Annotated in this window: 23 protein-coding genes and 1 pseudogene; 14 read left to right on the top strand and 10 right to left on the bottom strand. The window is 34.3% G+C overall.

Annotated features, from left to right (window positions below):
• Nucleotides 1–15: 15 nt before the first annotated feature.
• The gene (locus ES677_RS00235) at nucleotides 16–2,178 is read left to right on the top strand and encodes a M3 family metallopeptidase (protein WP_148380093.1); all 2,163 of its coding nucleotides are present in this window, start codon (nucleotides 16–18) and stop codon (nucleotides 2,176–2,178) included.
• Nucleotides 2,179–2,342: 164 nt separating this feature from the next.
• On the opposite strand, the gene ES677_RS00230 is transcribed toward ES677_RS00235, so the two are convergent.
• Together ES677_RS00230 and ES677_RS00225 are read right to left on the bottom strand one after the other, a co-directional pair.
• Complete coding sequence (locus ES677_RS00230; RefSeq protein ID WP_148368769.1) at nucleotides 2,343–2,948, bottom strand: trimeric intracellular cation channel family protein; 606 nt, start codon at nucleotides 2,946–2,948, stop codon at nucleotides 2,343–2,345.
• Complete coding sequence (locus ES677_RS00225) at nucleotides 2,948–3,664, bottom strand: RDD family protein (protein ID WP_148368770.1); 717 nt, start codon at nucleotides 3,662–3,664, stop codon at nucleotides 2,948–2,950. The genes ES677_RS00230 and ES677_RS00225 overlap by 1 nt, the downstream gene beginning before the upstream one ends.
• 34 nt (nucleotides 3,665–3,698) lie before the next feature.
• Here ES677_RS00225 and ES677_RS00220 point away from each other — a divergent pair, with 34 nt between their 5' ends.
• The 8 genes from ES677_RS00220 to ES677_RS00185 all read left to right on the top strand — a co-directional run bounded on the left by ES677_RS00220 (nucleotide 3,699) and on the right by ES677_RS00185 (nucleotide 11,846).
• On the top strand, nucleotides 3,699–4,688 hold the full coding sequence (locus ES677_RS00220; protein ID WP_148380092.1) for a stage II sporulation protein M: 990 nt from the start codon (nucleotides 3,699–3,701) through the stop codon (nucleotides 4,686–4,688).
• Between the two features lie 2 nt (nucleotides 4,689–4,690).
• On the top strand, nucleotides 4,691–5,572 hold the full coding sequence (locus tag ES677_RS00215) for a hypothetical protein (protein ID WP_148368772.1): 882 nt from the start codon (nucleotides 4,691–4,693) through the stop codon (nucleotides 5,570–5,572).
• A 3-nt stretch (nucleotides 5,573–5,575) separates the two neighbouring features.
• Nucleotides 5,576–6,316 (top strand): DUF4129 domain-containing protein, encoded by a 741-nt coding sequence (locus tag ES677_RS00210; protein ID WP_246124299.1) that lies wholly within the window; start codon nucleotides 5,576–5,578, stop codon nucleotides 6,314–6,316.
• Nucleotides 6,309–7,541, top strand: a complete 1,233-nt coding sequence (locus ES677_RS00205) for a DUF4350 domain-containing protein (protein ID WP_148380091.1) — start codon at nucleotides 6,309–6,311, stop codon at nucleotides 7,539–7,541. Before ES677_RS00210 ends, ES677_RS00205 begins: the two co-directional genes overlap by 8 nt.
• Complete coding sequence (locus tag ES677_RS00200) at nucleotides 7,523–8,506, top strand: AAA family ATPase (RefSeq protein ID WP_148368774.1); 984 nt, start codon at nucleotides 7,523–7,525, stop codon at nucleotides 8,504–8,506. Before ES677_RS00205 ends, ES677_RS00200 begins: the two co-directional genes overlap by 19 nt.
• Nucleotides 8,507–8,538: 32 nt before the next feature.
• Nucleotides 8,539–9,870 (top strand): DUF58 domain-containing protein, encoded by a 1,332-nt coding sequence (locus ES677_RS00195; RefSeq protein ID WP_148380090.1) that lies wholly within the window; start codon nucleotides 8,539–8,541, stop codon nucleotides 9,868–9,870.
• A gap of 118 nt (nucleotides 9,871–9,988) precedes the next feature.
• The gene (locus tag ES677_RS00190; RefSeq protein WP_148380089.1) at nucleotides 9,989–11,323 is read left to right on the top strand and encodes an OmpA family protein; all 1,335 of its coding nucleotides are present in this window, start codon (nucleotides 9,989–9,991) and stop codon (nucleotides 11,321–11,323) included.
• Nucleotides 11,324–11,426: 103 nt separating this feature from the next.
• Entirely contained in the window at nucleotides 11,427–11,846 is a 420-nt protein-coding gene (locus ES677_RS00185; RefSeq protein WP_148380088.1) for a DUF2141 domain-containing protein, read from the top strand.
• Between the two features lie 55 nt (nucleotides 11,847–11,901).
• Here the strand turns inward: ES677_RS00185 and ES677_RS00180 are convergent, their stop codons facing one another.
• Nucleotides 11,902–12,381, bottom strand: a complete 480-nt coding sequence (locus ES677_RS00180; protein ID WP_148368778.1) for a Dps family protein — start codon at nucleotides 12,379–12,381, stop codon at nucleotides 11,902–11,904.
• Between the two features lie 117 nt (nucleotides 12,382–12,498).
• Between ES677_RS00180 and ES677_RS00175 the strand changes: the two genes are divergently transcribed.
• Nucleotides 12,499–13,437, top strand: a complete 939-nt coding sequence (locus ES677_RS00175) for a LysR family transcriptional regulator (protein WP_148368779.1) — start codon at nucleotides 12,499–12,501, stop codon at nucleotides 13,435–13,437.
• 51 nt (nucleotides 13,438–13,488) lie between these two features.
• Here the strand turns inward: ES677_RS00175 and ES677_RS15470 are convergent, their stop codons facing one another.
• The 6 genes and pseudogenes from ES677_RS15470 to ES677_RS00150 form a co-directional block, all read right to left on the bottom strand.
• Nucleotides 13,489–13,965 carry a hypothetical protein gene (locus ES677_RS15470; protein WP_211357850.1) on the bottom strand — a complete coding sequence of 159 codons (477 nt, stop codon included), beginning with the start codon at nucleotides 13,963–13,965 and terminating at the stop codon, nucleotides 13,489–13,491.
• Nucleotides 13,966–14,003: 38 nt separating this feature from the next.
• Nucleotides 14,004–14,495: a hypothetical protein gene (locus ES677_RS15465; protein ID WP_211357849.1), complete on the bottom strand. Its 492-nt coding sequence runs from the start codon at nucleotides 14,493–14,495 to the stop codon at nucleotides 14,004–14,006.
• Nucleotides 14,496–14,943: 448 nt separating this feature from the next.
• Complete coding sequence (locus ES677_RS00165) at nucleotides 14,944–15,201, bottom strand: hypothetical protein (protein WP_148380087.1); 258 nt, start codon at nucleotides 15,199–15,201, stop codon at nucleotides 14,944–14,946.
• 140 nt (nucleotides 15,202–15,341) lie between these two features.
• A complete protein-coding gene (locus ES677_RS15570) occupies nucleotides 15,342–15,539 on the bottom strand; it encodes a hypothetical protein (protein ID WP_148380086.1) in 198 nt (65 codons plus the stop codon).
• A 141-nt stretch (nucleotides 15,540–15,680) separates the two neighbouring features.
• Nucleotides 15,681–16,477 (bottom strand): annotated as a pseudogene (locus tag ES677_RS00155) (TIGR00266 family protein).
• Nucleotides 16,478–16,544: 67 nt separating this feature from the next.
• Complete coding sequence (locus tag ES677_RS00150; protein ID WP_148368782.1) at nucleotides 16,545–17,000, bottom strand: DUF4442 domain-containing protein; 456 nt, start codon at nucleotides 16,998–17,000, stop codon at nucleotides 16,545–16,547.
• Nucleotides 17,001–17,132: 132 nt separating this feature from the next.
• Between ES677_RS00150 and ES677_RS00145 the strand changes: the two genes are divergently transcribed.
• The 4 genes from ES677_RS00145 to ES677_RS00130 all read left to right on the top strand — a co-directional run bounded on the left by ES677_RS00145 (nucleotide 17,133) and on the right by ES677_RS00130 (nucleotide 20,809).
• Nucleotides 17,133–17,591: a DUF4870 domain-containing protein gene (locus ES677_RS00145; RefSeq protein WP_246124297.1), complete on the top strand. Its 459-nt coding sequence runs from the start codon at nucleotides 17,133–17,135 to the stop codon at nucleotides 17,589–17,591.
• A 68-nt stretch (nucleotides 17,592–17,659) separates the two neighbouring features.
• Nucleotides 17,660–18,004 (top strand): PadR family transcriptional regulator, encoded by a 345-nt coding sequence (locus tag ES677_RS00140; protein ID WP_148368783.1) that lies wholly within the window; start codon nucleotides 17,660–17,662, stop codon nucleotides 18,002–18,004.
• Nucleotides 17,997–19,778 carry a PspC domain-containing protein gene (locus ES677_RS00135; protein WP_148380085.1) on the top strand — a complete coding sequence of 594 codons (1,782 nt, stop codon included), beginning with the start codon at nucleotides 17,997–17,999 and terminating at the stop codon, nucleotides 19,776–19,778. Before ES677_RS00140 ends, ES677_RS00135 begins: the two co-directional genes overlap by 8 nt.
• 200 nt (nucleotides 19,779–19,978) lie before the next feature.
• Nucleotides 19,979–20,809 (top strand): GIN domain-containing protein, encoded by an 831-nt coding sequence (locus ES677_RS00130; RefSeq protein ID WP_148368785.1) that lies wholly within the window; start codon nucleotides 19,979–19,981, stop codon nucleotides 20,807–20,809.
• A gap of 84 nt (nucleotides 20,810–20,893) precedes the next feature.
• Here ES677_RS00130 and trxB read toward each other — a convergent pair whose 3' ends face one another.
• Nucleotides 20,894–21,874, bottom strand: coding sequence for a thioredoxin-disulfide reductase (gene trxB, locus ES677_RS00125; protein WP_148380084.1), 981 nt, complete (start codon nucleotides 21,872–21,874; stop codon nucleotides 20,894–20,896).
• Nucleotides 21,875–21,884 lie beyond the last annotated feature (10 nt).

Raw genomic sequence — 21,884 nt, 5'->3', positions numbered from 1 at the left:
CTTATAAAACACACTATGAAACCATACGTAAAAGCCGTAGTTCTTAGTCTTTTAGTCTCGGCAACGAGTTGTAAGAAAGACTCCGAAAATATTGAAAAACTAGTTATAAAAAGTGACGCAATGAGTAACAACATATTATTACAAGAATGGACCGGCCCCTACGATGGTGTCCCTGCATTCGATAAAATGAAAGTAAGCGATGTTAAAGAAGCTATGGAAACTGGTATGGCTTTGGGTTTAAAAGACATTGAGACGATTGCAAATAATCCTGAAGCACCTACCTTCGAAAACACGATTGCAGCTTTAGAACGCGCAGGCAAAGAATTAGATCGCGTCTTTTCTTATTACGGTATTTTTAGTAGTAATATGAGTTCTCCAGAATTTAGAGAGGTTCAAGGTGAGCTAGCTCCTAAATTATCTGAGTACACCTCTAAAATCAATCAAAACAACGCTTTATTTCAACGTATAAAAACAGTTTATAAAGCGGCTGAAAAAACACCTTTAGAATCTGAAAAACAACGTGTATTAGATTTAATATACAAACGTTTTGAAATGGATGGTGCAGAATTAAACGACGCTAAAAAGAAACGTTATGCTGATATTAATAAAGAATTATCGACACTCTACACCGATTTTTCAAACAACGTATTGAACGATGAAGAAAATTATATTACCTATTTAGAAAAAGATCAGTTAGGTGGTTTGTCTGAGGGCTTTGTTAAATCTGCCGCGAAAATAGCTAAAGATAATGGTAAGGCTAAAAAATATGCCATTACCAATACGCGATCCTCTGTCGATCCTTTTCTTACCTACTCTACCGAAAGAAACTTAAGAGAAAAAGTGTGGGATAATTATTATTCTCGTGGAGATAATGGTGATGCTTTCGATAATAATACGATGATTGCTCAGATTTTAAGACTGCGAAGAGAGCGTGTTGAATTATTAGGTTACGACAATTACGCACAATGGCGCTTACAAGACCGTATGGCTAAAAACCCTGAAAATGCTATGGAATTAATGATGGCCGTTTGGCCTTCTGCTATTGCGCGTGTTGCCGAGGAGGTTATCGATATGCAAGCGATTGCTAAGAAAAATAATGATGCTGTTATTATAGAACCTTGGGATTATCGTTATTATGCTGAAAAAGTGCGTCAAGAAAAATATAATTTAGATAGTGAGGAAGTAAAACAATACTTACAACTAAATAAACTTACTGACGCTTTATTTTATGTTGCTGGTCGTTTATTTAATTACGATTTTAAGCCGGTTGAAGAAGGCACCGTTCCTGTATTTCACGAAGACGTAAATGTCTGGGAAGTTACCGATAAAACGACAGGAAAACACGTCGGCCTTTGGTATTTAGACCCGTTTGCAAGACAAGGAAAGCGCTCTGGTGCTTGGGCGACCACTTATAGAAGTCATACTACTTTCGACGGACAAGAAACGGTGCTCGCGTCTAACAACTCTAACTTTGTAAAGCCTGCTCCGGGAGAAGCTGTTCTTGTTTCTTGGGACGATGCCGAAACGTTTTTCCACGAATTTGGTCACGCGCTACACTTTTTCTCTTCTAATGTAGCCTATCCAACATTAAATGGTGGCGTTAGAGATTATACAGAATTTCAATCGCAATTATTAGAACGTTGGTTATCTACAGACGAAGTAATAAACACCTTCTTAGTTCACAATGAAACAGGAGAATCTATTCCTGAAGCGTTAGTTGAAAAAATAAAGAAAGCCTCTACCTTTAATCAAGGTTTTGATACTACTGAGTATTTAGCATCCGCTTTAATGGATATGAAATTACACTTAGCAGATCCTGAAACTATTGATATTGATAATTTTGAACGCCAAACCTTAGCCGAATTAAATATGCCAAAGCAATTACCAATGCGTCACAGAACACCGCATTTTGGACACGTATTCTCTGGTGAAGGCTATGCCACTGCTTATTACGGTTATATGTGGGCTGATGTGCTAACAAGCGATGCTGCAGAAGCGTTTAAAAATGCGCCGGGTGGTTTTTACGACAAAGCACTTTCTGATAAATTAGTGAAGTATTTATTTGCGCCTAGAAATGCAATGGATCCTGCTGAAGCGTATAGAAAATTTAGAGGAAGAGATGCTAAAATTGAAGCACTAATGAGAGATCGCGGTTTCCCTGTTTCAAAGGAAGAGTAATAACAATCTCTTTTATTATAAACTAAAAAGACTTGCATTATCGATGATAGTGCAAGTCTTTTTTATATCAAAAATTAATACTGCAACAATTTAAAATTAAGTAACATAGTTTACTATTCTATGTAATATACCTATAGGCCTTCCGCAGAAAAGAACTCGCTTCACTATTTCTCACCGTATATATTAGGTAAACTAATTTTAAATTTCACCGCTAAAAGCCGTACAAAAATAACAACACAACCGGCAATAACAAAGACAAAATCGCCATTAATAGGCAACTCAGATAATAAAAAGTAAGCTATACCTCCTAAAATACAAGCCGTAGCATAAATTTCTTTTCTAAAAATAATAGGGATTTCATTACACAAAATATCACGAATAACACCTCCAAAACACGCCGACATAGTACCTAAAGCAATACAGATAACAGGGTGTAAACCGGCGTTAATTCCTTTTTCTACCCCTACAACGGTGTACAATCCAATACCAATAGTATCGAAGAGAAATAATGAGGTACGTAGATAATCAATTTTATTTTTAATGATAATCGTTATACTTGCCGTAAAAGCTACAACATAAATAAACGTCATATCTTTCATCCAGAATACAGGCGTTTCATTTAAAAGAATATCTCTTAAAGTACCACCACCAACGGCAGTAACGAAAGCAATAATGAAAATCCCGAACGGATCCATTTTTTTATTTAATGCAACTAAAACTCCAGAGATTGAAAAAGCTATAGTACCTAAAATATCGATGATGTAGAACATTACATGTTTTGAGTGTAGTAATTATAATCTTTAATTACTGTATTTATAAAATTTATTGGTGTTTCGCTAGGTACAATTTGCATCACTGTAACAATCCGGTCGTACAATTTATTAATAACGTTGTGCTGCCTTTGCCTAATCGCTTGCTCGTACAAATTTTTAATGGTTTGCATTTCTGAATCTGAAAACAACGTCACTTGCGCATATTTAGGTCTATAATCGGGTGCAATATCTTTTAAAACAGTATCGTTAATGCTTACTTTTCGTTTTTCAGAAACAACCGTCGTTCCCGCAGCAATATCACCCAATCGTTGTCCGTTACCTTTTACTAAAATCGTAACTACCGCCAAAGCGCCACTAGTTAAAACGATATCTACAAATCTTAAAATCCATCGTACAAAATAATTCCCGAAACCCGCTTTCGACCCGTCTAATTTAACCACTCGCGTTTTTACTACAAATTTACCTATGGTAAGTCCATCCCAAAACGTTTCAAGCAGGACATAATATAAAAACGCAGGTAAAGTGACTAATAAATAAATAGCCCAAGCATCTCTAAAATCGAAATCTAGTGCCCTTAAAAGTAGTATTGCAGAAAAACCGTAAAAAAATATGACGCAGCTATCTATGATATAACCGAGCATACGATCGAGCAGGGGGGCTGCATTTTGATGAATGGCTACATTTTGAGCGGTTTCTATTTGAAATTCCTTCATATTTTCTTTTCTTTGTTAGCTAATACTTCAATTAATGCGCGAAGCAGCTTTCGTAAAGCAAAATAAGGATAAATGGTTAACATTTGAAAGTGTTCTTTCAAATAATATCACTATTCAACCAGACCATCTTTCTAATTTGTATATCGAAGTTACCGACCATCTTAGTTATGCTAAAACATTTTACCCCAATAGCAATACTGTTTTATACCTAAATGATTTGGCTTCGAAAGCGCATCAAAAAATTTATAAAACCAAAAAAGAACCAAAAAACAGACTGATTACTTTTTTCACTAGAGAATGTCCTCAACTCTTTAAGCAACACCATCGCGAACTGCTTATTGCTTTTTTAGTGTTTTCTTTATTTGTAATTGTTGGTGCCTTTTCGGCGGCTAACGAAGGTGATTTTGTACGTGCTTTTCTGGGTGATGGTTATGTAAATATGACGTTAGACAACATAGAAAAAGGCGACCCTATGGGCGTTTACAAAGAACAAGGAGAATTTAATATGTTTTTAGGTATTACGCTTAACAATATAAAAGTAGCCCTTTTTGCCTTTGCTTACGGTATTCTTTTAGGTATTGGATCGCTGTATATTATGATGCAAAACGGTATTATGCTGGGTAGTTTCCAATACTTTTTTTTCGAGCAAGGGTTGCTTTGGGAGTCGGCACGCACAATATGGATTCATGGTACGATAGAGATATCGGTTATTATTGTGGCCGGATGCTCTGGGCTGGTCGTTGGAAACGGAATGCTTTTTCCCGGAACGTACACCCGCTTAGAATCGTTTAAACGCGGTATTAAAAACGGACTAAAAATATTAATGAGTACGATACCCTTTTTTATTATTGCAGGCTTTTTAGAAGGTTTTGTTACCCGACATACCGAAATGCCCGATTGGCTCGCGCTATTAATAATTAGCGCATCGTTAGGTCTTATTATTTTTTACTACGTTATTTACCCTATTCAATTATATAAAAAAGAAACACTACAATTAAACCAAACTAACCACACCCCTATTTAATTATGAAACCATACATTGAATTTAAAGCTCAACGCGATTTAGGACAAATAATAACTGATACTTTTAATTTTATTAGAAACGAGTTTAAGCCTTTCTTTGGATTAATTCTTCAAGTAGTTTTACCTTACTTATTGGTAATGTTTGCGGCTTTAGCCTTTTACTTTTACACCGTAGGTGATTTGTCAAATTTAATAACTAACGATACGCTTTTTTCAGGTGAAACACCAACCTTAATCGCTATGTTTTCCACCGTTCTTATTTTAATAATTACAGGTGTTATTGCTTATGTTTTAGCACATTCTACTGCGTTATACTACATTAAATCGTATGTAGAAAATGGCGGTGTAGTAAATACTAGTCAGGTAAAAGACGACGTAAAAAACAGTTTCTGGAATTTCGTAGGATTAGGGGTTTTAGTCGGGATAGTTCTCGGCTTTGGGTTTGCTCTCTGTGTTATTCCAGGCGTTTATATGCTGGTCCCTTTAAGTTTATCATTTTCATTAATGGTATTTAAAAGCCAAAGTGTAACTGATGCGTTTAGTAACAGTTTTAGTTTTATTAAAAACGAATGGTGGATCTCCTTTTTAACTATTGTTGTTGTGGCGATTATCGTTGGTGTTATCGGTTCAATTTTTAGCGTACCGGCAGCAATTTACAGTTTATTAAAAATGGGAATATTCTCTGGTGAGAGCGACCCTGCAGCGCAAATAACAATGTTCCAAGATCCGGTATACATTATATTAAACGTATTATCGTATGCGCTTAAATACTTTCTGAATTTTATCTCAATTATTGCAGGAGTTTTTATTTACTTTAATATTAATGAAAAGAAAAACTTTTCAGGAACGTTCGATCGTATAGATTCCTTAGGAAAAACTGAATAACCAATGCCCCATTTAAAGTTTCTTTTTCTATTCCTGCTTTTTAGTTTGGTCGTTTTGGCAAGACAAGATAATCCTGTCTACGACAAAGAGACGCCCTATTTTCAAAAACAGCAGATTACAGAAACCGATCTTGAAGACTATAAAGGGAATAAAAGTTTCAATTATACAGAACTTAAAGCTGCCGATAATTGGTTTGTTAAATTAAAACGATGGTTAAGAAACGCTCTTTTTCAAATTATGGATGCCCTTTTTGGTAACACGGCGGCTTCTGGGATTGTTAAATTTATATTTAATGTTGTTCCGTATATTATTCTTGGTATTCTTATATTTCTTCTCATAAAGTTTTTCTTAAAGGTAAATGCGACATCAATTATTCAAGGAAAACAAAAAGCGCCAGAATTTGCGTTTGCAGATGAAGAGCACATCATAAAAAACGAAGATATCAACGCGCTAATAAACGACGCTATCAATCAAAAAAACTATCGCTTAGCGATTCGATACAATTACCTCTTAGCACTAAAAGAACTCTCTGAACATAAGATTATTATTTGGGAGCAAGATAAAACCAATGCCGATTATATCGATGAAATTGAAGATGAAACGATCCAACTAAACTTTAAGCATATTACTAAAATTTACGATTATGTGTGGTATGGCTCGTTTACTATTGATGCTTTAAAATTTGAAAGTCTAAAATTACCTTTTAGCCAATTAAGTAAACTAACAATTCATCACATTGGATAAAAAAGGCAAAATATATGTTGGGTTAACAGCGCTAGTTATTATTTTACTAGTGGGTGCAGAGTATTCAAAACCGGAAGAAATAAATTGGTTCCCTTCGTATACAAAGCATCATAAAATACCGTTTGGCACCTATGTCTTTCACGATCAATTGGAGCGCATAATTGGTAACGAAAACCTTAAAGAAGTCGATCGCCCTCCTTACGAATATCTTAAAAACAACACAATTAAAGGCACCTACTTCTTTTCTAACAGTGCCATTAATTTTGATGAAGCCGAATTACATAGTCTTTTAGAATGGACGGCGAAAGGAAACACCTTGGTAGTGGCGTCTTCTCAATTTGGAGAAAACATTTTAGACACCTTAGGTTTAGACCAAAACGTAATTAGTAATTTTAAAAATATAGAGAATACATTTCAGTTGTACCTCAACAATAAAAAACTGTATAAAAACACAGATGCCTTTATATTTGATAAAGCAAATTTTATACATTATTTCAGTAAAATTGACTGCCTACAAACCCAAGTTATTGCCTCTGTAAATAATGCAAATGATAACCCCACTATTAATAACCCAAAGTATCCAAATACCATTAAACAGTCCTTTGGAGAGGGTACAATTATATTAAGTTTGTTTCCGCAGGCCTTTACAAATTATTTCATTTTAAAGTCTCCTAATCAATATTTTACCGCGGGTATTATGTCTTATTTGGATACAACAGAACCTTTGTATTACGACAATTATTATAAATCTGGTAAAAAAGTAAATACCTCGCCCATGCATGTATTCTTAAATAACGACCACTTAAAATGGGCGTATTACCTTATGCTTATTGGTGTTCTATTTTATGTTATTTTCGAAGGAAAACGTAAACAACGTGCTATTCCTGTGGTAGAACCGTTACGTAATCAGACTGTAGATTTTACGCGAACCATTGCAAATATGTATTACGAAAATGGTAAAAACCATGATATTGCAACGCACAAAATCCAGCACTTATTAGAGTACATTCGTACCCATTTACATTTAGACACCAACACAATAAACGAGACTTTTATTACTAACTTGGCAGCAAGAAGCAACAATACAATACAAGATACGCAAGCGCTTTTTAATACTATTGAAACAATTGCCAACCAAGAAAAAACAAGCGTTGAACTGTTACAAAAATTAAACACTTCAATAGAACTATTTAAATCCAACAACGAATGGAAAATCAAGACTTAGAGTTTAATGATAGACTTCAATTAGACACACTAAAAAGTGCTGTAGACGATATAAAAGACGAGTTAAGAAAGGTAATTGTAGGTCAAGATACCTTTGTAGAATTATTAATTGTAGCCCTACTTGCCGATGGCCACGTGCTAATTGAAGGCGTACCCGGAATTGCTAAAACGGTAACCGCTAAGCTATTTGCTAAAGTTTTAAAAACAGATTTTAGTAGGATACAATTTACGCCAGATTTAATGCCGAGTGATGTTTTAGGAACTTCGATTTTAAATATGAAATCATCAGAATTCGAATTCAAAAAAGGCCCTATTTTCTCGAATATTGTTTTAATAGATGAAATAAATCGTGCGCCAGCAAAAACGCAAGCAGCCTTATTTGAAACGATGGAAGAACGCCAAGCAACTGTCGACGGCACCACTTATCTTTTTGAAGAACCCTTTATGGTATTAGCCACTCAGAATCCAATCGAGCAAGAAGGGACATACGCTTTACCTGAAGCTCAGTTAGACCGTTTTTTGTTTAAAATAAAAGTGGACTATCCGTCGTTAGAAGATGAAATTATAATTATACAAACGCATCACGATCGCAAAGGTACAAAACCACAAACGCTTATAAATGCTATTTTAGATACAACACATTTAAAAGAATACAAACAGAAAACTCAAGCTGTTTTAGTTGAAGAAAAAATTATAAAATACATTGCTCAATTAGTGTATAAAACGAGAAATCATCCGCATTTATATTTGGGTGGTTCACCACGAGCATCGCTGGCGATTTTAAATACAGCAAAAGCATTTGCGGCCATTAACGGAAGAGATTTTGTAATTCCTGAAGATGTAAAAAAAGCACTAAAACCAGTACTTAATCACCGAATTATTTTAACTCCAGAGCGCGAAATGGAAGGAATGATTACAGAAAATGTAATTGATATGATAGAGCAATCTGTTGAAGTCCCAAGATAATAAAGCGCTGTAAAGCTGAAGCCACAAAACGAATGAAATTTATAAAATCATTATACTTGCACAAAGCCTTTTTTGTCTATATGGCAAGTGCTTCGGCAGGCTTTTTATTATCATTTTGGATTCCTTTTCTATACCCTATTGCTTGGATTTTGGTATTAACTATCTCTATTTTATTTACTGTTGATTTGTTTATTCTTTACCGCTATACCAACGCCATAAAAGCAGCGCGATTGTTACCCGATAAGTTTTCTAATAGCGACATCAATTTAGTCCCTATTACAATAACAAGCAGTTACCCGTTTACTACAGAATTGGATGTTATCGACGAATTGCCTGTACAGTTTCAAAAAAGAGACTTCTCATATAAAGCATCGGTTTATTCCAATCAGACTTTAGACTTTAATTACGATGTGCGCCCGGTAGAACGTGGCGAATACTATTTTGGCCATTTAAACGTGTATGTATCTTCACGTTTAAAAATAGTAAAGCGCAAATATCAGTTTCAAAATGAACAGATGGTTGCGGTATACCCCTCATTTGTACAAATGCAGAAATACGATTTTTTAGCAATTAGCAATCAGCTTACCGAATTTGGACTAAAAAAAATACGCCGTATTGGTAATACTTCAGAATTTGAGCAAATTAAAGATTACGTTCAGGGCGATGATTTTAGAACGGTAAATTGGAAAGCGACAGCAAAACGCGGACAATTAATGGTGAATCAATACCAAGACGAAAAATCGCAACCTATTTACTCTATTATCGATACCGGTCGGGTTATGAAAATGCCATTTAACGGACTAAAGCTTTTAGATTACGCTATTAATTCAACTCTTGCATTTAGTAATGTGGCCTTAAAAAAGCACGATAAAGTAGGGATGCTTACTTTTTCGAAAACCATAGAATCGTTTTTGCCAGCCTCTCAAAAACCAACGTATTTAAATGTTATTTTACAGCGCTTATACAATATAAATACACAGTATTATGATAGCGATTACGGATTATTATATGCACAATTAAAACGCAAAGTGACGCATAGAAGTTTAGTTATTTTATATACAAATTTCGAACATATTAGTGCCTTAAAACGTCAGCTTCCTTATTTACAAGCCATCTCTAAAAAGCATCTCTTAGTTGTTGTTTTGTTTGAAAACACAGAACTCGACACTATTATTTCTGAACACGCAGAAGATCTTCAGGCAATTTACCATAAAACGATAGCCGAAAAATTTTCTTACGAAAAAAAATTAATGGTTAAAGAGCTAAAAAAATACGGCATACAAAGCGTTTTAACTGCACCCGAAAAATTAACTATAAATACCATTAATAAGTATTTAGAAATTAAAGCAAGAGGCTTATTATAAGCGATAATTGAACGTTTACCCTCATTATTAGCAGTTAAACCACAAATCACTCTTTTATTTTTAGATATTCTTTTTTTTAGCATATCTTGTTAAGGCTATTAATTTAACCCACAACAAAATGAAGCCTTTTGGTTATCTACTTATCGCCATATTATTCACTTTCGGTGCTCATAATGTCAATGCTCAAACACAAAACAATCCTTGGACAGCTAGTTTTGGGACCAATATTATAAACAATCCTGTTCGCGATATAACTGGCGAAGAAGGCCGGTTTAAAACGTGGAACTGGAACGCAGGCGGATTTCGTTTATCGGTAGGACGCCTCATAACAAATAGATTTTATTTTGAAGGTGTCGCGTCTATAAATTCAATATCAGAAAATTATAAAAACTTAGAAGAAGAGTACCCTTATGCTTCTATAGATGGTATGTTTAAATACCACCTAACCCGCGGTCTATATACTTTAGATCCTTATGTTACTATTGGAGGTGGATACACGTGGTTAGACACTAATAACCTCAGTTTAAACACCGTAGGCTCCCCAACTGTAAATGGAGGTGTCGGCCTAAATATTTGGTTAACGTCAAGTTTCGGGTTTACACTACAAACGCAATATAAACACGCCTTTGAAGAATATGGTTTAAAACATTTCCAGCATTCGGCGGGCATAAGTTATCGATTTGGTTTAAAAGACACTGACAACGATGGCATAAACGACGATAAAGATAAGTGTCCAAAATTATTTGGAAGGATTGAAACTGCGGGGTGTCCAGATCAAGATGGTGATGGGGTAATAGACTCTGAAGACTTATGTCCTAACGATTTTGGACCTCCTCATTTAAGTGGTTGTCCAGATAGAGATGGCGACGGTACGCCAGATAAATACGATTTATGCCCCGACGAACAAGGCGCTATTGATGACGATGGTTGTCCTCGACGTGACAGCGATAATGATGGCATAGACGATAGATTTGATAAATGTCCAGAAGTCCCTGGCCTTAGAGAGAATGGAGGGTGCCCAGATCTAGAACAGGAAGCTCGAGAACAAGCCGCGACAAAATTACAGCAACAACAATCTAGAGATAATGATATTAAGCAAGCCGTAACTTCAGAATTAAATAAATTAGCAAAACTAATTTCTTTCGATAATGCAAAGGTTACGTTAACCACGAATGCTACTGTAGCCTTAGATGAAGTAGTAAAAATAATGGCGATTCAGAAATTTATGCGATTTCACATTGCAGGACATACAGACAATACCGGTAATAAAGAAACAAACCTTTCAGTGTCAAATCAACGTGCACAGTCAGTAAGAGATTACTTATTATTTAAAGGTATTGAGGATAGTAGAATTACTTCTCAAGGTTATGGTCAAGAGAACCCTGTGGCCGACAACACTACAGCCGAGGGGCGTTTACAAAACAGACGTGTAGAGATATTTGTTATTAATTAGCGGTACTGTTCAGTAATAAAAAGCCACAGTTCAGTATTATTAATTGTGTGAACAGCTTGTTATTTCTAATCTTTGATTGAACTATTAATTAAAATCAAAAATCATGAAATCAATTGTACTCTTTATTATCTGTCTAAGTCTTTCAATAAGTGGTTGGGCGCAAAGTGACAACACTAATACAATTACGATTACCATTAACAACATTAAAAACGATACTGGTAAAATACTTTTAGGCTTACATACAGAAAACACCTTTATGAAAACTGAAGCGCTTCAAAGGAGCGCTGTTGAAATTATAGAGGGGAAAATTAAGGTTACTTTTAATAATGTAACCGCGGGAGAATATGCCATTCTAGCTTTACACGATGAAAATAATAACGGAAAAATGGATTTTACCCCTAACGGAATGCCTAAGGAAGACTATGGCCTTTCGAACAATGCAATGAGTTTTGGGCCACCACAATTTAGCGACGCAAAATTTGAAGTGACGACTGAAGATATTACTCTCAATATCTTGTTGTAAACAATAAAAGAGCGATTCTTTTATAATCGCTCTTTCATTGTGTATTTAATTAGACTTAACTACTATGGTTTAACCAAGCATTCATCATCCAAAGTGTTTTTTCTTGTTCTGTAATAAAGTCACTCATCATAGAGTTTGTTCCCTCATCGTTCGCATCGTCAGATTTCTCTAAAATTGAACGTTCTATTTTCAATAATTCAGTCAAAGAATTTACAATTAATTCGACCGCTTTATCATCTTTAGATATATTTTTTCCTACTGGAACCTTTGCCGCTTTTGTATAATCATCAAATGTATGTAAGGGTGTTTCTCCTAAAGTTAAAATACGTTCTGCTATTTCGTCTACTTTAAGATTGGCATCAGTATATAACTCTTCAAATTTAACGTGTAAATCAAAGAAGTTTTTCCCTTTAATATTCCAGTGTATACCTCTTAAATTTTGATAATATAATTGGAAATTCGCTAATAATTTATTCAAATCTTCAGCTAAATCTTTCGTTTTCTTGCTGTCTAATCCTAAACTGTTTAATGCCATTATGTTTTATTTTTATGATTATTATTACTATTGTAAACTTAGTGATTAAATAACTGTTAATTATAATAAGATTTATCGATAGTTTTTATATTTTTATAGAATAAAACTATACTAATAATGACAATCACTCAACTCTCTTACGTCTTGGCTGTTGCAGAAGAACAAAATTTCACTAAAGCAGCAAAAAAATGTTACGTCACCCAGCCTACTTTAAGTATGCAAATTCAAAAACTAGAAGACGAGCTAGATATTTTAATTTTTGATAGAGGAAAAAAACCTATTGAATTAACTGAGGTTGGAAAAAAGATTGTACATCAAGCTAGAAATATTGTTAATGAATCTTTTAGAATACAAGATATTGTAGATCAACAGAAGGGTTTTATCGGTGGAGAATTTCGATTAGGTATCATTCCAACAGTGATGCCTACATTGCTTCCAATGTTTTTAAAAACGTTTTTAAAAAAGCATTCAAAAGTAAAATTAATAATTGAAGAACTCACAACCGAAGATATTATAACACGTATTAACGAAGGGCATTTAGATGCAGCTATTGCTGCAACTCCTTTAGAAAATGATACTATAAAAGAGCGCGTTTTATATTATGAACCTTTTATAGCCTACATACCAAATAACCATCGTTTAAGTATAAAGAAAAAGATTGACACTTTAGATTTAGATATAGACGATATGCTTTTATTAGAAGATGGACATTGTTTTAGAGATGGTGTTATTAACTTGTGTAAAGCGCTAAAAACACAGAACGACTCTAGCTTTCAACTAGAAAGCGGAAGTATAGAAACATTAATTAAACTTTCTGATGAAGGTTTAGGAATGACCCTACTACCCTATTTACACACTTTAGATTTAAGTGAAGTAGGCAAACAAAACTTACACCTATTTAACGATCCTTCACCAGCCAGAGAAGTGAGCTTAATTTATCATAAAAGTGAATTAAAAATGCAAATTATTGACGCTTTACAGGAGGTTATTTCCGGCATTATTAGGGGAGCAATAGCCTTTCAGAATGTAAAAATAATTAGTCCGTTACCTAAATAAATTAAAAAGCGACCCTAGAGTCGCTTTTTTCATATTAAAAACTAGAATATCCTAAAGCGCATACTGCAAACCTAAAGTAATAGTTTCATTAGTTTGTAATTGTATACCATTTACATTTTGAAGGACTGGAATAGCATATTCAAAACCTAAACGAAAATCTTTAAACGTTCCTGAAGGCACTAATAAATTAAAGCCTAAACCTGAATTGATAAAAGTACCCCCAGAGTTATAAGTATCGGCAGTAATAATCATCATTGGGTTTAAATCTGAATTTGAGCCTTTAATTTGCTCAACCAACATACCTTCCACTCTTGCTGAAAAACTTAACCAATTTGTCGCATTCACAGCAAACCAATTATTAAGGCTATATCTATTTCCTAAGGTGTAGTTATTGCTATTATCTGCCATTCTAATTACCGTGTTAAGCTGAGAACCAAACGATACCATATCGTTTTGAATTAAAAATGTTAGGCCTAATTCAGCATCAAACGTACCACTACCCATTTGCATAGCATAAGGCAATACCATTTCCTGACCTCCCGACGCCGGAGTAACATCTTTATTATCTATCGTTCCTGTCGGTAAAGAAACCCAACTTTACCGTGTAATTGCTTTTTATTCGCATTAAACAACTTGTACAACGCTGCTAATTTGGTATCACCAAAGTCAGCCGATTCTGTAGTAAACGTTTCTCCTGTAGCCGTTATATGATCCATTTCCATAGCCATATAATTTGCCATTACAGATAAAGTAATACGATTAGTAGGGGCATACATTGCTCCTAACATATGCATATTCATTGGCATTTTTACGGGCGCTACCATATAATTACCACCATTTGACATCAATAAACGTGAAGGCGAATATGTATGCCGCCCGCTGTTTATATCTTCCATTGCCATCGCCATAAATCTATAAGAGAACATCATTTCTCCCTTACTGTGCGTATGGTCGGCCATAATAGAAATTGTAGCGTGTCCATCAGGTCTGCTGCCTTTCCATTTTCCGGTGCTTGTTTCTAACGTGTTTTTTTGAGCGCTTAATAAGCTAGTAGCCATAAAAAATCGACTATAATATAATTTTCCATTCTAATTTTATTTATCTGAGGTATTAATGTGTGCTGAAATATGCGTTACGATATTGAAGTTTTTTAAGGTTGAATTTAAATCGTTTAAACGAATAGAAAAGTTGTTGTAAAACCGCATTATTATCTAATGTTATTTAATGCGAATTGACTGTAAGGCTAAACTTATAACGTATACAAATACGTTAGTTATCGTGCCTATTTTTTTAAGAGGTATACCAAATAACTACTCTTCGAGAACGAAGACCATACCTATTATGATCACCACGTGGGTACGAATGATAATTAGACCCTTTTCTTTTACAATACTTTAAGATGTAAGCTATTTAAGCGGAAGTGAAGCTTATACCATTGGAGGTTTAGAGTGAGTGTACACAACGTTATAGTTAGAATTTTGTGTCTGTGATAAAACTAATTCTTTTTTATAAAAAATAGTTAGGCATTTTAAATTCTATTGCAGGATACATACTGTAATACACAGGAAAGAAAGATTCGGCGAGGGATATAATTCCATCGTCGCCTGTTTCGGTGTCGCTAGCAGAAGTTAAATGTTTTGCCAAATGACATTTACCATTACACTCTAGTTCTAGTGGTGTTTTATTTGCACAATAGGTTTCTATGATATAGTCTATATTCCACTCAAAATAAACCACATAACCAATATGATATATGGGCCTCAAAGCGAAAGCTAAAAAAAGTAATATGCAAAATATTTTTTTTCAGAATCTTATTTATTTCTTTTTGGAAAGATACTCTTAAGTAGTACATTCACCACTTTCAAAGCATAAAAAAAGAGCGACTTATTTAAGTCGCTCTTTTTTTATGTTTTTAAATATATTAAACACGCATTTAAGTCTGGGTTTTGAGATATGATAGATCTAATAAAAATCTTTAATTCTTCAACTTCGTAAGGTAATAACCTCTGAAGGGCCTTTTGTACTTCTTTGCAAAATAGGTTTGCATCAAAGCTCACTTTATTAAGTACAATTTTAGTGTACTCAAACATTGCTCTAGACATAATTTATAAATATTTTAGTTTAAAAAGTAGATTTGTAATATAGGCAAATGGTTTATTAGTCCGTTTAAATGTAGTGAAAAAAGGCATCATAAAAACAGTACCATTAAACTTTAACAGTTAAGAAAAACTTAAAATTTGCTTTTAAAATCTATTATCTCCATCTATTAAATTCCTAGACCACCTAAAATACTACCTTCACCTTTACTGCTTCCTCCTTTTGGCAAACTCGCAAGAACACGATTAGCCAAGCGGCTAAATGGCAAAGATTGTATATAAACAACTCCAGGACCTTTTAATTTCGCAAAGAATAAGCCCTCTCCTCCAAAAACAGAATTTTTAATTCCTCCAATAAACTCAATATCGTAATCTATGGTTTGTGTAAAACCAATAATACACCCGGTATCCACTCTTAAAATCTCTCCAGGCTGAAGTACTTTTCTAGACATTGTGCCTCCAGCGTGTACGAAAGCCATACCATCTCCTTCCAGTTTTTGCATAATAAAACCTTCACCGCCGAATAAGCCTCGGCCTAGTTTTTTGCTGAACTCAATACCTACACTAACCCCTTTGGCTGCGCAGAGAAAAGCATCTTTTTGACAGATGAACTTGCCCTTATACTCGGTTAAGTCTATTGGTATTATTTTTCCTGGGTAAGGAGCGGCGAAGGACACTTTCTTTTTACCAACAACTGTATTATAAAAAGCTGTCATAAATAAACTTTCGCCAGTAAGAATACGTTTTCCTGCCCCTAAAATTTTTCCTAAAAATCCAGAATCGTTTTTAGAACCGTCTCCAAAAATAGTTTCCATTGCAATACCATCATCCATCATCATAAAACTTCCCGATTCGGCAATAACACCTTCTTCCGGATCCAGTTCTATTTCAACATATTGCATTTCTTCTCCAAAAATTTTGTAATCGATTTCGTGTGATGTCATAATAATATAGTTTAATGGTTATAGGTTATCGTATTCACATTTTTGTTACAGTCTATAGAAAGTTTAATTAATTCTTCACTTTTACAGACCACTCAAAATCAAAGGTAGAGACAACGACACCGTCGCTATTGGTACCTATAGAAGTCATCCAAAAGGTGTGTCCTAAACCAGTCTTTATTGTTTCTTTAAGAGCGGTTTCAATTTTATCACCCTCATTACAAACAAAAGTAATTTTTCCAGTAGCCTTTTTTGTAAAAGTGGCCTTATTATTAGAAACTAACATAGATATTTTACGACCACTTTTATTAATTTTCATCAAAACTAAGGCTCCAGTAGTTAGCTCGGCAGCCATACCTTGCACCGCCCAAAACATTGATTTAAACGGGTTTTGGTTAATCCATCTGTGTCGCACAGAAACTTTACAATGACGCTCTGAAATCTCTTTCACCCTAACCCCTGTAAAGAATACCGCAGGAAGCTTAACGAGGTTAAACAGGTTTATTTTTAATGGTGTTAATTTCATTACTTAAAAGTTTGAGATCAAAACTATCAAAAAAAAGCGACACCATCACTATGTTAATCTTTTGTTAATTTACAGTACTTTGTATTGCATAATACCTTCTTAAAGACATATATTTGCATAAGCAACTATTATATGCTTTTCGATATGGAACAGAATAACCACAATACAATAGCCACATTTATACATTTATCTACATTTTCTAGATTTTTTATTCCTTTCGGTAACTTTATAGGTCCAATTATTCTTTGTGCAGCCAATAAAGACAAATCGGAATTTATAGATGCGCACGGTAAGCAAGCTATTAATTTTCAGATAAGCATTCTATTATACGCTATTATTATTGGTATGGTTACTATACCGTTTTTTGCTTTTAGTTTATTAGAAAATGTACACTTCTTAGATTTTAACCTATTCGACACGATTCAATTTAACATCACTAAGCCGTCGTCATTATTATACATAGGGGGCTCTATAGGTATACTCGCTTTTATTGGCTTTTTATTAGAACTCTTATTTATTATTACAGCGAGTTTAAAAGCCAGAGACGGCAACATATACCATTATCCTTTAACCATTAATTTTTTAAAATAATATTTCATCAATACAATCAAATTAAATCAAAAAATGAACAGTTTAATTTTAACAAAATGCTTTAGAGAATGAAGATAGAGAATACAAAAGCACAAATGCGTAAGGGCGTTTTAGAGTACTGCATACTATCGGTACTTAAGGACGACGACGCGTACGTGGCAGAGATTTTAAAGACTTTAAAAGACGCCAAACTACTTGTTGTAGAAGGTACCATTTATCCGCTACTTACGCGCTTAAAAAACGCAGGACTTCTTAATTACCGTTGGGAAGAATCGACCTCTGGCCCACCCAGAAAATATTACGGTTTAACAGAAACCGGAAAACTATTTCTTACTGAATTAACCACCACTTGGAACGAATTGCAAAACGCTGTAAATATAGTAACAAGCTCAAAAAACACTAAAAATGAATAAAACAGTCAATATAAATTTAGCAGGTATTTTTTATCATATAGATGAAGATGCGTATTTAAAATTGCAGCGCTATCTTGAGGCTATAAAACGGGCATTCACCGATTCGCAAGGCCGTTCTGAAATTATCGCAGACATTGAAGCGCGTATTGCCGAACTGTTTACAGAGCGCGTTAAGCACGACAAACACGTTATTGGAATTAAAGAAGTAGACGCCATTATTTCTATTATGGGTCAACCTGAAGATTATCTGGTCGATGATGAAATTTTTGAAGACGAACCTAAACAGAGTCGCCATCAAAAAACAGATTCCAAAAAACTCTTTAGAGACACAGACAACTCTTATATTAGTGGTGTTTCTGCCGGATTAGGTCATTATTTTGGCCTTAACGCCATTTGGATTCGTTTGGCTTGGATTCTTTTAGTGTTTGGTTTTGGTACAGGAATTTTCTTATACATTATATTATGGATTTTAATTCCTGAAGCTAAAACAACGTCAGATAAAATTATAATGACTGGAGAACGCGTCACCATTAGTAACATTGAAAAAAAAATTCGTGACGGGTTTGAAAATGTATCAGAAAGCGTAAAAAATGTCGATTTACAAAAACACGGCAGCCGTATCAAATCAAGTTCAAAATCATTTTTCGATACGATTGCAGAAGTCATTATGTTTTTCTTGAAGTTATTTGCCAAATTTATTGGTGTAATATTACTATTTGCAGGTGCTGCCGCCGTGATTGCTTTAATTGTAGGTTTAATTTCTGTAAGTGTTTTAGACCATTCTAAGTTTTTTAATAGTACTATTATGGATTTATCTAATGCCAGCGGTGCACCATTTTGGTTACTTGCAGTATTTCTATTTTTCGCATTCGCCATCCCCTTTTTCATGCTCTTTTATTTAGGCTTAAAAATTTTAGTGAATAATCTAAAATCTATTGGTAATGTCGCAAAGTTTACTCTTTTAGGATTATGGATTTTATCTCTTATCGGGTTATCGGTAATTGGAGCAAGACAAGGTTTATCGTATAGTGAGAAAGCGCCAGTTGTAATTATTAAAAAATTAGAAACCGTAACCGCAAAAGACACCCTCGTAATTTCTATGAAAGCGAATGACCATTTTGCCGATAATTTTTATAGAAGCACGTCGTTTGATTATGGTTATAATAAAAATGGTGATGAAGTGACGTACTCCCAAGATGTTAGACTAATTATTAAATCTACACGAGATAGCGTTGCGAAAATTAAAGTTTTAAAAACGGCACGCGGCGCAACTTACCAGGTGGCAAAAGAACGCGCAAAATCCATTAGTTATAATTACACTATAACTAATAACGAATTAATTTTAGACAACCATTTGCTTATTCCCAACAACCATCAAAAAAGAGATCAGAGAGTTGAGATCACCGTCTATTTACCACTAGGAAGCACCTTATTGGCTAACGAAAACACGTACCGCTACCACAAAAATGATAGTAGACATAACGATATTTTAGATAACGGTATGGAAAATTATTATTTAAAAGTTGAGAACAACACCTTACGATGTTTAAATTGCCCAGCGGACAATGACGGTACAGACGACGATTTTGAAGTAAACATAGATATTAACACTAAAGATGGGAAACTTAAAATTAACGATAAAAGTTTAGAAGCTAAAAATCAGAATGCTGCACTTGAAATAAATGACGACGGTATAAAAGCAAAAAGCGAAACCGTCAATGTTACTATCGATGAAAGTGGTATAAACATCAATTCAGAGAGTTCTAATCAATAATATTTAAGAGTGTTTAACGGTTGTATATCAATCAAAATATCATTAATATGATAGTATTAGGCAAATTAATCGTCGTCATTATTTTAGTAAAATTTACATAAATCAGCTAAAATTGACGTCAAGATAGAAACCATTTCTTACTTTACTAAAAGTTTGGGATGGTTTTTGATTATCTTTATAACTTAATTTAAACATAAAAAATGAATCCTTATATTCCTGTTACACTACTTGCTCTATTCACAGTATTTACGAGCTATTCCCAGAAAAAAGAAAAAATAAGAGGGAGCCGTAATGTCACTTCTATTATTACCGAAATTGATCCTTTTGAACGTTTGGTTATTGGCGATGATTTTAAAATAAAATTAATGCAAGGCCCTAATAATGCAGTACAAATTGACGCCGACGATAATTTACATCAAGTTATAGAATTTGAGGTTCAAGGTGGAAGTTTAAAATTCGATACGACAAAAAGAATCAGATCTCACAAACAACTGGATATTACGGTTATTTTCAAGGACTCTCTAAACTCTATCGAACTTAAAGGAGAGGCCGAATTATCGTCGATGGCTCCTTTACACTTAAACAACATTACTTTAGTCACCAAAGAATCGTCTAAAGCTTACCTTACGTTAAAAGCAGATTTATTTAGATTGGTAAACAGTAATAAAAGTGACATTGAATTAAATGTCACGGCCAATAAAGCAAGTTTAGAACTTAATGATAATAGTGACATTGAAGCACTTATAAACGCTTCGGAAATCAACGTGGATTTATACCAAAGAGCAACGGCAAGAATTGATGGAGATACTGATAAATTATTGGTAAGAGCCGACAATTCGACAACTTTTAAAGGAGAAAAACTAACGGCCAAAAACACAACCTTAATTACCGAAGGAAGAGCTAAAGTGTCTATAGAGACTAAAAGCACCTTATCTATTGAAGCGTCTGGGGATAGTGAAACATATCTTTTTGGAAGTCCGAAAATAGAAATTATAAAATTTGAAGACCGAGCGGCTCTATTAAAAAAGTAAAAGTGAGCTCAAATTCATAACGAATAAAAAAGCCGAAGTATCATTGATACTTCGGCTTTTTTTTATGTTAAAAGATACTTCTTACTAGTTGTAGTTAGACGTACTAACTTCGAAAGTAGAATCTTGAGCTGCTAACCAACGCTCTGCGTCTAAAGCTGCCATACAACCTGTACCTGCTGCAGTAACTGCTTGACGGTATACGTGATCGGCTGCATCACCACTTACAAACACGCCTTCTATATTTGTTTTTGCCGTTCCTGGTTCGTTAATGATATAACCTGTTTCATCTAACTTTAAAAAGCCGTTAAAAATATCTGTATTTGGCTTATGACCAATAGCTACAAAAAATCCCGTTACCGGAATTTCTGTTTTTTCGTATGTTTTATTATTAATCACTCTTACGCCCGTAACTACTTGCCCGTCACCTAAAACCTCTTCGGTTTCTGTATTAAATAAGATCTCTATATTTTCTGTGTTTTTAACACGCTGTGCCATAATTTTAGACGCTCTAAATTCGTCTTTTCTTACTAGCATAGTTACTTTTTTGCACAATTTAGAAAGGTAATGTGCTTCTTCACAGGCACTATCTCCTGCGCCAACAATAACTACTTCGTGATTTCTGTAGAAAAACCCATCACAAACAGCACAAGCTGAAACACCGCCACCTAACTTTAAATATTTTTGTTCAGACTCTAATCCTAAATATTTAGCTGTGGCTCCTGTAGAAATAATTACAGTATCGCAATGAATTTCTTTAGTGCTGTTTACCCAAACTTTATGTGGTTTTTCAGAAAAATCGACTTTAGTAATCCAACCATCTCTAACATCAGTCTCAAAACGCTCTGCTTGTTTCTGTAGCTCAATCATCATAGCTGGCCCTGTAATACCGTCAGGATATCCTGGGAAATTTTCAACTTCGTTAGTTGTTGTTAATTGCCCTCCAGGCTGTGTTCCTTGGTATAAAACTGGAGCCATATTTGCTCTGGCTGCGTAGATGGCTGCGGTATACCCTGCAGGTCCAGATCCTATAATTAGACATTTTACTTTTTCAATTGTATCAGACATATTATCATAT

Origin of the sequence: Bizionia gelidisalsuginis, assembly GCF_008086185.1 — a bacterium.
GTDB lineage: Bacteria > Bacteroidota > Bacteroidia > Flavobacteriales > Flavobacteriaceae > Bizionia > Bizionia saleffrena.
Note: the sequence above shows the minus strand (reverse complement) of the source record. Positions and strands in the feature narration are given on the sequence as shown.

Excerpts from the sequence above, each read along its gene's own strand:
- ES677_RS00235 (WP_148380093.1), top strand. The coding sequence starts at position 16 with ATGAAACCATACGTAAAAGCCGTAGTTCTTAGTCTTTTAGTCTCGGCA.
- ES677_RS00230 (WP_148368769.1), bottom strand. The coding sequence starts at position 2,948 with ATGTTCTACATCATCGATATTTTAGGTACTATAGCTTTTTCAATCTCT.
- ES677_RS00225 (WP_148368770.1), bottom strand. The coding sequence starts at position 3,664 with ATGAAGGAATTTCAAATAGAAACCGCTCAAAATGTAGCCATTCATCAA.
- ES677_RS00220 (WP_148380092.1), top strand. The coding sequence starts at position 3,699 with ATGCGCGAAGCAGCTTTCGTAAAGCAAAATAAGGATAAATGGTTAACA.
- ES677_RS00215 (WP_148368772.1), top strand. The coding sequence starts at position 4,691 with ATGAAACCATACATTGAATTTAAAGCTCAACGCGATTTAGGACAAATA.
- ES677_RS00210 (WP_246124299.1), top strand. The coding sequence starts at position 5,576 with ATGCCCCATTTAAAGTTTCTTTTTCTATTCCTGCTTTTTAGTTTGGTC.
- ES677_RS00200 (WP_148368774.1), top strand. The coding sequence starts at position 7,523 with ATGGAAAATCAAGACTTAGAGTTTAATGATAGACTTCAATTAGACACA.
- ES677_RS00195 (WP_148380090.1), top strand. The coding sequence starts at position 8,539 with ATGAAATTTATAAAATCATTATACTTGCACAAAGCCTTTTTTGTCTAT.
- ES677_RS00190 (WP_148380089.1), top strand. The coding sequence starts at position 9,989 with ATGAAGCCTTTTGGTTATCTACTTATCGCCATATTATTCACTTTCGGT.
- ES677_RS00185 (WP_148380088.1), top strand. The coding sequence starts at position 11,427 with ATGAAATCAATTGTACTCTTTATTATCTGTCTAAGTCTTTCAATAAGT.
- ES677_RS00180 (WP_148368778.1), bottom strand. The coding sequence starts at position 12,381 with ATGGCATTAAACAGTTTAGGATTAGACAGCAAGAAAACGAAAGATTTA.
- ES677_RS00175 (WP_148368779.1), top strand. The coding sequence starts at position 12,499 with ATGACAATCACTCAACTCTCTTACGTCTTGGCTGTTGCAGAAGAACAA.
- ES677_RS15470 (WP_211357850.1), bottom strand. The coding sequence starts at position 13,965 with ATGGTATTGCCTTATGCTATGCAAATGGGTAGTGGTACGTTTGATGCT.
- ES677_RS15465 (WP_211357849.1), bottom strand. The coding sequence starts at position 14,495 with ATGGCTACTAGCTTATTAAGCGCTCAAAAAAACACGTTAGAAACAAGC.
- ES677_RS15570 (WP_148380086.1), bottom strand. The coding sequence starts at position 15,539 with ATGTCTAGAGCAATGTTTGAGTACACTAAAATTGTACTTAATAAAGTG.
- ES677_RS00150 (WP_148368782.1), bottom strand. The coding sequence starts at position 17,000 with ATGAAATTAACACCATTAAAAATAAACCTGTTTAACCTCGTTAAGCTT.
- ES677_RS00145 (WP_246124297.1), top strand. The coding sequence starts at position 17,133 with ATGCTTTTCGATATGGAACAGAATAACCACAATACAATAGCCACATTT.
- ES677_RS00140 (WP_148368783.1), top strand. The coding sequence starts at position 17,660 with ATGAAGATAGAGAATACAAAAGCACAAATGCGTAAGGGCGTTTTAGAG.
- ES677_RS00135 (WP_148380085.1), top strand. The coding sequence starts at position 17,997 with ATGAATAAAACAGTCAATATAAATTTAGCAGGTATTTTTTATCATATA.
- ES677_RS00130 (WP_148368785.1), top strand. The coding sequence starts at position 19,979 with ATGAATCCTTATATTCCTGTTACACTACTTGCTCTATTCACAGTATTT.
- trxB (WP_148380084.1), bottom strand. The coding sequence starts at position 21,874 with ATGTCTGATACAATTGAAAAAGTAAAATGTCTAATTATAGGATCTGGA.